The organism is Paenisporosarcina antarctica (assembly GCF_004367585.1).
In the GTDB taxonomy this organism is placed as follows: Bacteria; Bacillota; Bacilli; order Bacillales_A; family Planococcaceae; genus Paenisporosarcina; species Paenisporosarcina antarctica.
Window position 1 is genome coordinate 1330093 of the sequence record NZ_CP038015.1, and the last position, 14531, is coordinate 1344623.

The following is a 14531-nucleotide window of genomic DNA, read 5'->3' on the forward strand; positions in this document are numbered from 1 at the left end:
GTTTTGTCAAGTCAAAATGAATTATTTGAACAGCAAGAAATGCATATTACAGGCAAACCTGTCGTCACTATTTTTCATAACTCCACAAATTTATTCTCCATTGTAAAACTTAAAATCAACGAAACGAATATACCTAATGATGATAAAGAAATTATTATTACTGGGTATTTCCCCCAACTAACGAATGAAGAAACGTATCGTTTTACTGGTCAAATAAAACAGCATCCAAAGTATGGAACGCAGTTTCAAGTGGAGACATTTGCAAAAGATGTTCCTGAAACTGAGCAAGGCATCATTCATTATTTATCGAGTGATTTGTTCCATGGAATTGGGCGTAAAACGGCTGAAACCATTGTAAAAAAGTTAGGGAAAGATGCGATTCGAATCATTTTAGATGATCCCGAAGCGTTAAACGTCATTCCGAGACTTGCGCAAGAAAAGAAAGACACGATTCGCTTAGGGTTAGAGCAAAATCTTGGTTTAGAGCGTGTAATGATTCAATTGAATGGATGGGGCTTCGGTCCTCAGCTTGCCATGCGGATTTACCAAACTTATCGTGAAGAAACCATTGAAATGTTAATGAAAAACCCGTTTCGTCTTATTGAAGATATAGAAGGAATTGGTTTTCATCGCGCGGACGAATTAGGTTCTAAACTCGGAATGACAGGAAAACATCCTGATCGAATTAAAGCGGCCGTTTTTCATTTGTTAAATGCGGCTTCTCTCAGTGAAGGACATGTTTACTTACATGCTGAACAAATATTACCCAATGTCAAGCAACTGTTGGAGTCTAGCCAGTTTGAAGAAGTCCCTTTTGAAGCGATTTCAACGGCTTGTATGGAATTAGTCGAAGAGGGGAAACTCGCAGGGGAGATGTCTCGTTTTTACTTGCCTTCCCTTTATTATTCAGAAGTAGGCATCGCGTCGAAACTAGAAACATTGTTAGCTGAACAACAAGAAAGAACGGGCTTTCCGACGTCTGAAATTCGTAAAGCTCTAGGCGACACGGAAGAACGACTAGACGTGACCTATGCACAGACCCAGATTGAGGCAATAGAACTTGGAATGAATGCATCTGTCATGTTGCTAACGGGTGGTCCTGGTACAGGGAAGACAACGGTAGTCAGAGGACTTGTTGAAGTATACGCAGAATTACATGGCCTAACGCTTGATCCTAAAGACTATGCAAAAAAGCAAGAACCCTTTCCAATTATTCTAGCAGCCCCTACTGGTCGCGCAGCTAAACGATTAAATGAATCAACTGGCCTTCCATCCATGACGATTCATCGTTTACTTGGCTTCACCGGGCAAGATAAAGATGAAGAAACAGAAAGAGATATTAAGGGTAGGTTAATCATAATTGATGAAATGTCAATGGTCGATACATGGTTAGCCCACCAACTATTAAAGGCCATTCCGGAAGGCGCACAAGTTATCTTTGTTGGTGACCAAGATCAATTACCACCTGTTGGACCAGGACAAGTATTAAAGGATTTACTTGCATCTAAACGAATACCAACTGTTGAACTAACTGATATATATCGTCAATCTGCTGGATCATCAATTATTCAACTAGCCCATCAAATGAAAAAAGGCCAATTACCAACGAATATAACTGACAAAACGTCTGATCGTTCTTTTATAAAAGCTGGACCAGATCAAATTGCGGAAGTAGTCGAAAAAGTCATTAAAAGTGCTTTGGCAAAAGGTCATACCATTAAAGAATTACAAGTCCTTGCGCCAATGTATAAAGGTCCTGCTGGCATTGATGCATTAAATAAAATGATACAACAAATGGTCAATCCAAATGATACCCAAAAACGCAAAGAACTAGTGTTTGGAGAAACAATCTATCGTATTGGCGATAAAGTGTTACAGCTCATCAATCAACCGGAAAGCCAAGTATATAACGGGGATATGGGCGAAGTAATAAGTATTTCAAAAGCCAATGAAAATATTGAAAAGCAAGACATGATGATCGTTTCATTCGAAGGAATTGAAGTAACCTATCAGCGCAATGATCTAGGTCAATTAACACTTGCCTATTGTTGTTCAATTCATAAATCCCAAGGTAGTGAGTTCCCAATTGTTATCATGCCAGTAGTACGTAGTTACATGAAGATGCTACGACGCAATTTATTATACACAGGGATTACTCGGGCAAAAAATTTCTTGATTCTTTGTGGCGATTTAGATGTCTTTAAATTTGGCATTCAACGCAATGACGATTTAGCAAGATTAACATCATTAAAGGGACGATTAAGTGAGGCAGTTACAGCGGTAACAGAACCGGTTGTTGCTGAAAATAGTGTGAGTGAAGGTGACCAAGAAGTGTCGTTAACTGCGACAAATCATTTAACGATACACCCATTAGTCGGAATGAATGGAACAACACCTTATGATTATTTAGATAATGCCAATTGACACACAGACAATTATTTTTTATACTTTTAAACAAATGATTGAAAACGTTGATGGAGAAAGTACATTTGTGAGGCTTGAATAAGAAAGAGGTTCCTTGGCTGAAAGAACCTTCAAGTTTTTAAGATGGAAAGCTACTCCTGAGTGCAGCTAATCCCTGTCGTAAGCCGCGTTAAGGCATAATCGAGAGACAGCAGAGAACTTCTGCTGTAACTAGGGTGGTACCGCGAATTAAAGCCTTCGTCCCTTTTTTAGGGACAAGGGCTTTTTCTATTTTAAGGAGGAATTATTCATGAAAACTGCTGCAGAAATTCGTCGCATGTATTTAGATTTTTTTATTGAAAAAGGGCATGCATTAGAGCCTAGTGCACCGCTTGTTCCGATAAACGATAATTCACTATTGTGGATTAATAGTGGTGTCGCAACATTAAAAAAATATTTTGATGGACGTGTAATACCTGATAATCCACGTATTACAAACGCACAAAAATCTATTCGTACAAATGACATTGAAAATGTTGGGAAAACAGCTCGTCATCATACCTTCTTTGAAATGTTAGGAAATTTCTCTATTGGTGAATACTTTAAAAAAGAAGCAATTCACTGGGCGTGGGAATTTTTAACCGATAAAAAATGGATAGGTTTTGATCCACAGTTATTATCGATTACAATTCACCCAGAGGATGAAGAAGCGTATGCAATATGGCGTGATGAAGTCGGGATCCCTGAAGAGCGTATTATTCGCTTAGAAGGTAACTTCTGGGATATTGGTGAAGGTCCAAGTGGTCCGAACTCAGAAATTTTCTACGATCGAGGAGAGAGTTATGGTCATGATATGACGGATCCAGAACTGTATCCAGGTGGAGAAAATGATCGCTATTTAGAAATTTGGAACTTGGTTTTCTCACAGTTTAACCATAATCCAGATCACACGTATACCCCTCTTCCGAAGCAAAACATTGATACAGGTATGGGTTTAGAGCGTATGGCATGTGTCGTACAAAATGTCCCAACAAACTTTGATACGGATTTATTTTTACCAATTATTCGTAAAACACAAGAACTTTCGGATAAAACATATGGCGAGGATGGAAATTATGACCTTGCTTTTAAAATAATTGCTGATCACACTCGTACCGTTGCTTTTGCTATTGGAGACGGTGCACTGCCTTCAAATGAGGGAAGAGGGTATGTATTGCGTCGCTTATTACGCCGTGCTGTTCGTTTCGGTAAAAATTTAGGTATGGACCGTCCGTTTATGTACACATTAGTACCAATTATTGGAGAAATTATGAATGATTTCTACCCTGAAGTCAAAGCAAAACAGGAATTTATCATGCGTGTAATAAAAAATGAAGAAGAACGTTTTCATGAGACACTACAAGATGGTCTTGGTATTTTAGCATCTGTTATTTCAACTCAACAAGATGCTGGTTTAAAGGTCATACCAGGTAGTGATGCATTCCGTTTATATGATACGTTCGGTTTCCCTGTTGAATTGACACAAGAATATGCTGAAGAAGATGGTATGACCGTCGATTTTGCAGGTTTTAAAGCTTCTCTAGAAGCTCAACGCACGCGTGCTCGCTCTGCACGAAAAGATGTTGATTCCATGCAAATACAATCTGAAGTTTTAGGGAATATTAAAGAGCAAAGTCATTTTATTGGCTACGATACAGTTATAGCTACGGCTAAAGTGCTTGTTATGGTAAAAGATGGGGAACGCGTTGAAATTGCTCAAGAAGGCGATGTAGTTAAAGTTATTTTGGACCAAACTCCTTTCTACGCTGAAAGTGGCGGACAAATAGCAGATCACGGAATCATCGAAAATGACCTGTTTAAAGCATTTGTAAAAGATGTCCAAAAAGCACCAAATGGCCAAAATCTTCATACCGTTGTTATTGAGTCTGGCGAACTAACAATAAATGAAGATGTAACCGCAACAGTAGATCAATCTATGCGAAAATCAACAGTTAAAAACCATACCGCTACCCATTTATTACATCAAGCATTAAAAGACGTCTTAGGCACTCACGTAAACCAAGCAGGTTCTTATGTAGGTCCAGATCGATTGCGTTTTGACTTCTCTCATTTTGGTCAAGTGACAAAGCAAGAGCTTGAATTGATTGAGCAACAAGTAAACGAGAAAATCTGGGATGATATACAAGTAATTACGGGAAATCATCAAATTAGTGAAGCGAAAAAAATGGGTGCTATGGCATTATTTGGTGAAAAATATGGGGATATTGTTCGTGTTGTATCAATAGGGCAGTATTCACTAGAACTTTGTGGTGGTTGTCACGTGAGTAATACTTCACAAATTGGTTTCTTTAAACTGTTAAGTGAAAGTGGTATTGGTGCTGGAACTCGACGAATTGAGGCTGTTACTGGGAAAGGTACATATCAATTTGTTAAAGAGGAAGAAAGCATTTTAGAAGAAGTAGCTGCATCGTTGAAAACAAATCCAAAAGATGTGGTTGCACGCGTTCAAGGATTACAACAAGAACTTCGCCAAGTCCAACGTGAAAATGATTCATTATCTGCAAAAATGGCAAATAATCAAGCTTCTTCTATTTTAGAAAATGCGCAACAAATTGATGGAATTACGGTTTTATCTTCACGCGTACAAGTAAAAGACAATAACCAACTTCGACAAATGATGGATGATTTGAAAACGAAAATGAATCAAGCAGTTATTGTTCTAGGTGCCGCTGAAGGTGACAAAGTCATGTTAATTGCTGGTGTAACAAATGATATAACTGGCGGAAAATATCATGCAGGTAATATTGTGAAACATGTTGCCGAACAATGTGATGGTAAAGGTGGCGGTCGACCTGATATGGCAATGGCTGGAGCAAAAGATTCGTCGAAACTTGAAGAAGCTTTACAATCTGTGTATGATTATGTCAAATGCATTTAATTAAAACTTGATATCGGTTATACTGAACAAGTAACTTAAATATGCTTGTAAAAGACAATTATATTTTACTCCGAAAGCGAGGTGCTGATCATGAGTTCATTTGACAAGACAATGAAGTTTAATTTTCCTGAAGAGTCTATGGAACAAGAAGTGAAGCAAGTAATGCTTCATGTCCATTCGGCGCTTGAAGAAAAAGGGTACAACCCAATCAACCAAATTGTCGGCTACTTACTTTCGGGTGATCCGGCATACATTCCTCGCCACCAGGAAGCTCGAAACCTAATCCGTAAGCTTGAGCGTGATGAAATCTTAGAAGAGCTTGTAAAGTTCTACATCAAAAAGAATAACGAGGCATAAGTTATGAGAGTAATGGGGTTGGATGTAGGCTCGAAAACTATTGGTGTGGCGATTAGTGATGCCTTTGGTTGGACAGCTCAAGGAATTGAGACGATTAAAATTGATGAAGCGAATGAAAAATTCGGTATGGAGCGTATTGCTGAATTAATGATGTTGCATGAGGTATCTTCATTTGTGGTTGGGTACCCCAAAAACATGAACAACTCTATTGGCCCACGTGCAATAGCATCGGAACGCTTTGCAGATTTGTTACGCCAAACGTTTGAAAAACCAGTATTCTTATGGGATGAACGTTTGACGACAGCTGCGGCAGAAAAAATGCTAATTAGTGCAGATGTCAGTCGGAAAAAGCGAAAACAAGTCATTGATAAAATGGCGGCAATTTTTATTTTACAAGGCTATCTCGATAGTCAATCTATTAAGAGGTGATTATTCATGGAACACGGTCAACAAAACATTACAATTATAGATGATAACGGTACAGAACAATTATGCGAAGTACTTTTTACTTTTGAATCAGAAGAGTTTAACAAATCATATGTACTTTACTATCCAATAGCTGCAGAAGAAGATGAAAACGAAGAAATCGAAATTCATGCTTCTGCTTTCACTCCTTCAGAAGACGGTAAAGACGGTGACCTTCTACCTATCGAGTCTGATGAAGAATGGGACGTAATTGAAGAAATGCTAAACACTTTCTTAGATGAAGAAGAAGATGAAGAAGAAGAAGAAGAAGGTAAATAAAAATTGTCTTCAATAAAAGGTGGAATGATGAAAATCATTCTGCCTTTTTCTTTTGGTTAAAAATCTGTATAATAAATGTCAGATAGAGGGGGGTAACCCATGGGAAATGAAACAAAAAAAGACATTATGTTTAATCGTATGAAAGAAAAGAAAAAAGAAGTGAAAATTGTAAGACGCATTGTTCTCGCAATTGTTCTTCTTGTACTAATAGGTGGAGGAATTACTGCTTATAGTGGATACAAATATGTGAAAAGTGCGTTGTTACCAGTAGATGAAAACTCAGAAGAGACTATTGCTATTAATGTCGAAATTGGTTCTAACCTTAATACTATTGCAACGCTACTTGAAAAAAACGGAGTCATTCATGATGCGAAAATTTTCAAGTATTATGCAAAGTTTAATAATGAATCAGAATTCCAAGCCGGTGACTATTTATTAACCAAATCTATGACACTTGATGAGTTAATAGAAAGTTTGAAAACAGGAAAAGTATACCGCGAGCCACTCTTTGCTATGACAATTCCTGAAGGGCGAACTCTTGAAGAAATATCTGAACGAGTGGAAGATAAAACTTCATATAGTCAAAAAGAGTTTATGGATCTCGTAACGAACTCGGAGTTTATTGATCAAATGATTGCGGAATATCCATCCATACTAACGGACGAAATTAAGGGTCCGGATCTTAGGCATTCTTTAGAAGGGTATTTATTCCCAGCAACTTATTCGTTTTATGAAGAAAAGCCTCCGTTAGAATTAATTGTCGAGCAAATGTTAAGTGTCACTGAAAATAAAATGGCTGCCTATACTGAAATTCTAGAAGAACAGGAGAAGTCTGTACATTGGTTGTTAACATTCGCTTCCTTGCTTGAAGAAGAAGCGACTGCAAAGAGCGATCGTGAAATGATAGCGAGTGTATTCCAGAATCGTTTAGTTAAACCTATGCCATTGCAAACTGACCCAACCGTTCTCTATGCGCTTGGCGAGCATAAAGATCGAGTGTTGTATGATGACTTGAAGATAGATCATCCATATAATACATATGTAATCCCAGGATTGCCCCCTGGACCAATTTCAAATCCTGGAACCGAGTCTATTGAAGCGGTTTTAAACGCGCCAAAGTCTGATAATTTCTTTTTCTTAGCTGATAAGGAAGGTATCAATCATTTTTCCAAGAATTACGATGAACATTTAGCAAAAATTGAAAAGTATTTGCGTTAATCGTGACAAGATTGTCACACAAAGAAGGGAAAGCTGTCGCTTTCCTTCTTTTTTTGTGATAAAATGGGGTGAAATTTTTGTGCATCAAAGGAGTTAGTTTGAACATGAGGACTTCACAATCCTATATCACTTCACAAATCAAAATCAGGTCTAATTTCCTGTCGAATATGGAACAATTTGCAAAGGAAAAACATATTCCCATAATGGAATTAGTTTCAATTGAATCACTTTTACAGTTTCTGCGATTGCAACAACCGAAAACTATTTTGGAAGTTGGTTCTGCAATTGGTTATTCAGCCATTCGTATGGCATACACTTTACCTGAAGCTATACTTACTACCATCGAAAAAGATAATGATCGTTTTCAATTAGCTTCTAACTATTTAAAACAAGCTGGACTGACTGACAGGATTCAACTATTGCATGGTGATGCACTTGAAATTGATATCAATAGTTTCAAACAAAGCCACTATGATGCTGTATTTATAGATGCTGCAAAAGGTCAATATCAACGTTTTTTCGACAAGTACTCACCACTAGTTCCCAGCGGTGGTGTTATTTATTGTGATAACATGCTCATGCACGGTTTTACAGAAATAGATATCCAAGATGTTCCTAGAAGAAAACGAACAATGGTACGAAATTTGCAACAATTTACTAAATGGCTCATGATTCATGAAGAATATGAAACAACATTCCTGCCAATTGGTGATGGAATTACGATTAGTATAAAGAGGTGACTCGCATGAAGAAAACAGAATTACTTGTTACTCCACAATCTGTCGCTCATTTGGAACAATTAATTGAGGCTGGTGCAGATGCTTTTTTAGTTGGTGAACAACAATTTGGTCTGCGTTTAGCAGGTGAGTTTACAATTGATGATATTGAACTATCAGTTACACTTGCGCACGCTTCCGAAAAGAAAGTATATGTGGCCATGAACGCCCTCTATCATAATGATCGTTTAGATTTATTACGTCCTTACATGGAAAATCTAGCGGCTATCGGAGTAGACGGGATTACTTTTGGAGACCCTGCAGTGGTGATGGTTAAACGGGAAGCAGGTCTTGATATTCCACTTCATTGGAACACAGAAATGACCGCTACTAATTGGTTCACTGCTAACTATTGGGGGAAACGTGGTGCAAATCGCGCCGTATTAGCCCGAGAATTGAGCATGGATGAAATCATTGAGATAAAAGAGAATGCTGAAGTTGCCGTCGAAGTACAAGTGCATGGGATGACCTGCATGTTCCAATCAAAACGTTCGTTGCTTGGTAATTACTTTTTGTACCAAGATAAAGCGATGGAAATAGAGAATCGTGCAAACAATAAAAATATGTTCTTGCATGACAAGGAACGTCACAATACCTATCCGATATTTGAGGATTTAAATGGCACTCATATTTTCAGTCCAAACGATATGTGCATCATTGATGAGTTAAATGACTTGTTAGAAGCTGGTATTGACTCATTTAAAATCGATGGAATCTTGCAAGAAAAAACATATGTAACGAAAGTGACAAAACTATACCGTAGAGCAATTGATGCGTATATGCAATCACCTGAAGTTTATAACAATATGAAAAATGACTTATTAACGGAAATTGAAGAAATGCAACCGGAACTTCGTCCACTCGATACCGGCTTCTTCTTTAAAGAAACAGTGTATTAAGGAAGGAGAGAATTCAAGGTGGCAATGCTTCAACATGACCAGATTAGCAAAAATATTGATGGCAAACGTGTCATAGTTAAAAAGCCAGAACTTCTCGCTCCTGCGGGAGATTTAGAGAAATTGAAAATTGCCATTCATTATGGAGCAGATGCCGTATTTATTGGTGGTCGCGAATTCGGGTTACGTTCAAATGCCGGGAACTTCTCGATAGATGAAATGCGTGAAGCTGTTGTATTTGCCAATCTCTATAGTGCAAAAATATATGTTACGACAAATATCTTTGCGCACAATGAAAATATGGATGGTTTAGCACAATATTTAATGGATATTGAATCAGCAGGTGTTAAGGGGATTATCGTAGCAGATCCTTTGATTATCGAAACATGTCGCAGTGTAGCTCCTAATCTAGAAATTCATTTAAGTACACAACAATCATTGTCTAACTGGAAAGCTGTTCAGTACTGGAAAGATGAAGGATTGCAACGTGTTGTCCTTGCTCGTGAAACGAGTGGAGACGAAATCCAAGAAATGAAAGAAAAAGTCGACATTGAAATTGAATCTTTTATTCATGGCGCTATGTGTATTGCCTACAGTGGTCGTTGTACATTATCGAATCATATGACTGCTCGTGACTCAAATCGTGGAGGCTGTTGTCAGTCTTGTCGTTGGGACTACGATTTATATGAGGTGAATGATGGTGAACAAAACGCATTGTTCACTGAAGGAGACGCACCATTCGCAATGAGCCCGAAAGATTTGAAATTAATAGAATCAATCCCTCGTATGATTGAACTAGGTATTGACTCATTGAAAATTGAAGGTAGAATGAAGTCGATTCATTATGTAGCAACAGTAGTAAGTGTTTACCGCAAAGTTATTGATGCATATTGTGCAGATCCAGAAAACTTTATCATTAAACGCGAATGGTTAGAAGAGTTGGAAAAATGCGCAAATCGAGATGCAAATACCGCTTTCTTTGAGGGAGAACCGACTTTCGAGGAACAAATGTTTGGTGTTCATGGGAGAAAAACAACTACTGACTTTATCGGTCTTGTCATGGATTATGATAAAGACACTAAAATGGTCACACTTCAACAACGAAACTACTTTAAATCAGGTCAAGAAGTAGAATTCTTCGGCCCTGATATAGAAAATTTTCGAATGACTATTTCAACCTTATGGGATGAAGATGGCAATGAACTGGATGTTGCACGTCATCCTTTACAAATCGTGCGTTTTAAATCAGATAACCCAGTTAGTCCTCATAACATGATGAGAAAGGAGCTTGTAAGATGACATTTAAGCGCCCCCTTGTTATTGGTATTGCTGGTGGTTCAGGTTCAGGGAAAACAAGCGTGACCAAAGCAATTTATGATGTTTATAAAGAAAAATCAGTTGTAGTAATTGAACAAGATTATTATTATAAGGATCAAAGTCATCTAAAATTTGAGGATCGTCTAGCGACAAACTATGATCATCCATTAGCGTTTGACACAGATTTATTAATTGAACATATTCATCAACTTCTAAATCGTCAATCTATTGAGAAGCCGATCTATGATTACACGCTTCATACCCGTGCTCCACAAAAAATCGTTATCGAACCTCAAGATGTTATTATTTTAGAAGGAATTTTGGTGTTAGAAGATATGAGATTGCGTGAATTAATGGACATTAAATTATTTGTGGACACAGATTCAGATTTACGTATTATTCGACGCATATTACGAGACATCAATGAGCGAGATCGTTCAATTGAATCGGTAGTCGAACAATACTTATCTGTAGTCCGTCCGATGCATAATCAATTTATCGAACCGACTAAACGTTATGCAGATATCATTATTCCTGAAGGTGGACAAAATCAGGTCGCAATAGATTTAATGGTTACAAAAATTAAAACAATACTTGAATCTGATATCATTGTGTAACATGATTATGATAGACTGACATTATTATCTAAATACTATGACGCATAAATTAAATCATCGCAGCATAGAATTTTTATGAGATAGCAAGTAGTTGAAGGAGTGAAAGAAATTGTCAACAGAAAAGAAATTCCCTATGACAGTTGTAGGAAAAAAGAAGTTAACAGACGAACTGGATTTCTTGAAAACGGTTAAACGTAAAGAAATAGTTGAACGTATCAAAGTTGCACGAAGCTTCGGAGACTTATCTGAGAACTCAGAGTATGATTCTGCTAAAGAAGATCAAGCTTTCATTGAAGGACGTATTATTACTTTAGAATCTATGATTCGCAATGCGGTCATTATTGAAGAAGATGCGCAAACTAGCTTAGTTTCTTTAGGGAAGACGGTTTCTTTTATTGAAGTACCTGATGGCGATGAAGAGACATACACAATCGTAGGTTCTGCTGAAGCAGATCCTGTGGAAGGTTTAATTTCAAATGATTCACCAATCGCTAAAAGTTTAATTGGGCGTTCAGTTGGAGATCAAGTAAAAGTACTAACTCCAGGTGGCGAAATGGACGTCAAGATTACGTCAATAAATTAATATGATATCTAAATCCACTCCCTGTAAAATGGGTGTGGATTTTTTCGGAATTAAGTAAGAATAAGTTTATTATTAGCTACATCTTATAACTAGGAGCTGTCATGTATCGATACAATCTCTAGAAGGTGCTTTGCGCTTTTCTTAAAAGATATGAAAGTATATAATTTTAGTTCCATAAATCCAGTGTTTGTTGATTTCCGTTTCAACGCCCTTTCATGTTTCGAAGCTAGCGTAGCGATGCAGAAACATGCGGACGCTTTGCGACGAGTAACCGCAGGAGCACATGGAACGAAGACTAAAAACGCCACGTCGTGTGGCCACGTCTTCGTGACCAACATCCTGTTGGCCCGAGGAGACTGAAGCCATGCCCGCAAAAAGCGTCCACCGTAGAGGAAATCAACAGTGTACTATGATTACTCTTCTTAAAAGGACCGGGCGTTTTTCTTATTGCAAAGGGGGATAACAATGACAATTGAAAAGAAACAATCCATCACGCAGTTTGGTCTAACAAACTTGCAGGAAGAGTTAGATTATTTGAAATCGATAAAACGTAAAGAAGTGGTAGGACGCATTAAAGCATCTCGTTGTTTTGGATTAATTGAAAACTCGGAATATGAAACAGCACGTGAAGATCAAGCGTTCGTAGAAAGTCGCATCTTTGCTATTGAAACAATAATTCGCAATGCCGTGATTATTGATCCGCCTAAACATGATTCCAAGGTTGTCCAGATAGGTTCTACGGTGACTATTCAAGAAATTCCAGATGGGGAATTAGAGACGTACACTATTGTTGGTTCTGCAGAAGCGAACCCATTTGAAGGCCGCATTTCTAATGATTCACCCATTGCACAAAAAGTTTTAGGAAAACAGGTCGGTGAAGAAGTAAATGTGAAAATACCGAGTGGGAATATAACTATACAAATTGTATCAATTACTTAAGATGTAGTTGGATGGTTGGAATGAAATTGGAAAAGTTGCACCAAATTAGATTTTAATGAATCCCAATCTTAATATCCCATTCTAAGAACAGAACAGATGTCGTTTTTCATTCATATGAAACATTTCTTTAATGCGTTCGTCTAATTTGTCATGAGCATTTATGGTATCATGCTTAATATAAGGGGGAATAGGCAGATGGTAAACAACACGCAGCGTCGATTTACCTCAAGAAGTAATCGACCAAAAAAACCAAATCGCACAAACAAAATATTAAATGCACTTATAGGCCTTGTTGTCGTAATGATTGTGATTACTGCTGGAGTAATCTTCCTCGGTAATAATGATGCAGAAAAAGCTGATGGCAAAAATGATACGGAAGAAACGAAGTCTTCTAGTGATGAGACTGAAACAACTGATGAGTCTGTTGCATCTGAAGAAGAAACTGAAGTTGGTTCCGAAGAAATTATCTCAGACGAAGAGAGTACGGAAGAAACTGAAGAAGAAACGACTACTGAAGATCCAACTCCTGAAGATCCTACAACAGGTGGTACCGTTACATCAACTCCATCAAATGATCCACTTATTTCCGAAAAAATAGTTAACACTGCTTGGAAGCCTGTAGGTACAACGCAAACTGGCGAACATACGTCTGTTTATAGTGAAGGGCATGTTGACTGGGATGAAAAAATAAAAGCTATAATATATACAACAGGTTTATCTACAGACAACATGATCGTATGGCGCATTGCAAACGGTGGAAGTCCACAAAAATCCATTGGGGTTGTATCTTCAAAAAATAAAGAAGAAAAATACCGTGTAAGTTTACAATGGGTAGAAGGCGAAGGATGGAAACCTGAAAAAATGGAAACTTTAAAAACATTAAACGGCGCCTATTGACTTTCGGCGCCGCTTTTATTATTTTTAGAGAAGTGTTTTTGCACGAAAAGAAAGTACGATTTTTTCAGATATCAATATAATGAAAATAAAAGTTTGCACCTTTGCGGGTGCAAACTGTTTATTTCAAAATAGAAAAGAGGAAGATTAGATGAAAGTAGCAGTAATTGGTGCCATGGAACAAGAAGTAGAAGCGTTGCGATTAGTCATTAATAGTCCGCAAACGATTATTATTGCAAATAGTGAATATACAGAAGGTACATATGCAGGTCATGATGTTGTGTTACTGAAAAGTGGAATTGGGAAAGTAAATGCAGCCATGTCAACTGCTATTTTACTTCACCATTTTAAACCAGACGCAGTCATTAATACAGGTTCAGCGGGCGGTTTTGATTCGGCACTAGAAGTAGGTGCAATCGTTATTTCTGATGAAGTACGTCACCATGATGTCGATGTAACAGCATTTGGCTACGAAATGGGTCAAGTTCCTCAACTTCCAGCAGCTTTCATTTCTGATGGTAAACTACGTAAACTTGCAGAAGAGGCTGTAGAAGAGTTAGGTCAGCATCAATTCGCAACAGGTCTTATTGCTACAGGTGATTCGTTTATGAGCGATCCAGAGCGTGTTGAGAGCGTCCGAAGACACTTCCCTCACATGAAGGCTACTGAGATGGAAGCGGCTGCTGTTGCGCAAGTTTGCCATCAATTTGAAGTGCCATTTGTAGTTATTCGTGCTTTGTCGGATATCGCAGGAAAAGAATCTTCAATTAGTTTTGAAGAATTCTTACCAACTGCTGCGAAACATTCGACAGAAATCGTTTTACAAGTAATCAGTAAACTATAATCACA

14 protein-coding genes and 1 other annotated feature are annotated in these 14531 nt (G+C 37.8%); all 14 genes read left to right on the forward strand.

Annotated features, from left to right (window positions below; genetic code table 11):
- Nucleotides 1-39 precede the first annotated feature (39 nt).
- The 14 genes from recD2 to mtnN all read left to right on the forward strand — a co-directional run bounded on the left by recD2 (nt 40) and on the right by mtnN (nt 14526).
- On the forward strand, nt 40-2424 hold the full coding sequence (recD2, locus tag E2636_RS06675; RefSeq protein ID WP_166669587.1) for an SF1B family DNA helicase RecD2: 2385 nt from the start codon (nt 40-42) through the stop codon (nt 2422-2424).
- A 38-nt stretch (nt 2425-2462) separates the two neighbouring features.
- Nucleotides 2463-2672: a binding site (T-box leader), on the forward strand.
- Nucleotides 2673-2713: 41 nt separating this feature from the next.
- Complete coding sequence (alaS, locus tag E2636_RS06680) at nt 2714-5341, forward strand: alanine--tRNA ligase (protein WP_134209509.1); 2628 nt, start codon at nt 2714-2716, stop codon at nt 5339-5341.
- A gap of 90 nt (nt 5342-5431) precedes the next feature.
- Nucleotides 5432-5698: an IreB family regulatory phosphoprotein gene (locus E2636_RS06685; RefSeq protein ID WP_017380185.1), complete on the forward strand. Its 267-nt coding sequence runs from the start codon at nt 5432-5434 to the stop codon at nt 5696-5698.
- A 3-nt stretch (nt 5699-5701) separates the two neighbouring features.
- Nucleotides 5702-6127, forward strand: coding sequence for a Holliday junction resolvase RuvX (gene ruvX, locus E2636_RS06690; protein ID WP_134209510.1), 426 nt, complete (start codon nt 5702-5704; stop codon nt 6125-6127).
- 6 nt (nt 6128-6133) lie between these two features.
- Entirely contained in the window at nt 6134-6442 is a 309-nt protein-coding gene (locus E2636_RS06695) for a DUF1292 domain-containing protein (RefSeq protein ID WP_134209511.1), read from the forward strand.
- 99 nt (nt 6443-6541) lie between these two features.
- Entirely contained in the window at nt 6542-7660 is a 1119-nt protein-coding gene (gene mltG, locus E2636_RS06700; RefSeq protein WP_134209512.1) for an endolytic transglycosylase MltG, read from the forward strand.
- Nucleotides 7661-7764: 104 nt separating this feature from the next.
- A complete protein-coding gene (locus E2636_RS06705; protein WP_134209513.1) occupies nt 7765-8400 on the forward strand; it encodes an O-methyltransferase in 636 nt (211 codons plus the stop codon).
- Between the two features lie 5 nt (nt 8401-8405).
- Entirely contained in the window at nt 8406-9335 is a 930-nt protein-coding gene (locus E2636_RS06710) for a peptidase U32 family protein (protein ID WP_134209514.1), read from the forward strand.
- Nucleotides 9336-9359: 24 nt separating this feature from the next.
- On the forward strand, nt 9360-10631 hold the full coding sequence (locus E2636_RS06715) for a peptidase U32 family protein (protein WP_134211764.1): 1272 nt from the start codon (nt 9360-9362) through the stop codon (nt 10629-10631).
- Nucleotides 10628-11266 carry a uridine kinase gene (udk, locus tag E2636_RS06720; protein ID WP_017380178.1) on the forward strand — a complete coding sequence of 213 codons (639 nt, stop codon included), beginning with the start codon at nt 10628-10630 and terminating at the stop codon, nt 11264-11266. Before E2636_RS06715 ends, udk begins: the two co-directional genes overlap by 4 nt.
- Nucleotides 11267-11375: 109 nt before the next feature.
- Nucleotides 11376-11849 (forward strand): transcription elongation factor GreA, encoded by a 474-nt coding sequence (gene greA, locus E2636_RS06725; RefSeq protein WP_017380177.1) that lies wholly within the window; start codon nt 11376-11378, stop codon nt 11847-11849.
- A 465-nt stretch (nt 11850-12314) separates the two neighbouring features.
- Nucleotides 12315-12788, forward strand: a complete 474-nt coding sequence (greA, locus tag E2636_RS06730; RefSeq protein WP_134209515.1) for a transcription elongation factor GreA — start codon at nt 12315-12317, stop codon at nt 12786-12788.
- Between the two features lie 195 nt (nt 12789-12983).
- Entirely contained in the window at nt 12984-13685 is a 702-nt protein-coding gene (locus E2636_RS06735) for a YrrS family protein (protein WP_134209516.1), read from the forward strand.
- A gap of 148 nt (nt 13686-13833) precedes the next feature.
- A complete protein-coding gene (gene mtnN, locus E2636_RS06740) occupies nt 13834-14526 on the forward strand; it encodes a 5'-methylthioadenosine/S-adenosylhomocysteine nucleosidase (RefSeq protein ID WP_134209517.1) in 693 nt (230 codons plus the stop codon).
- Nucleotides 14527-14531 lie beyond the last annotated feature (5 nt).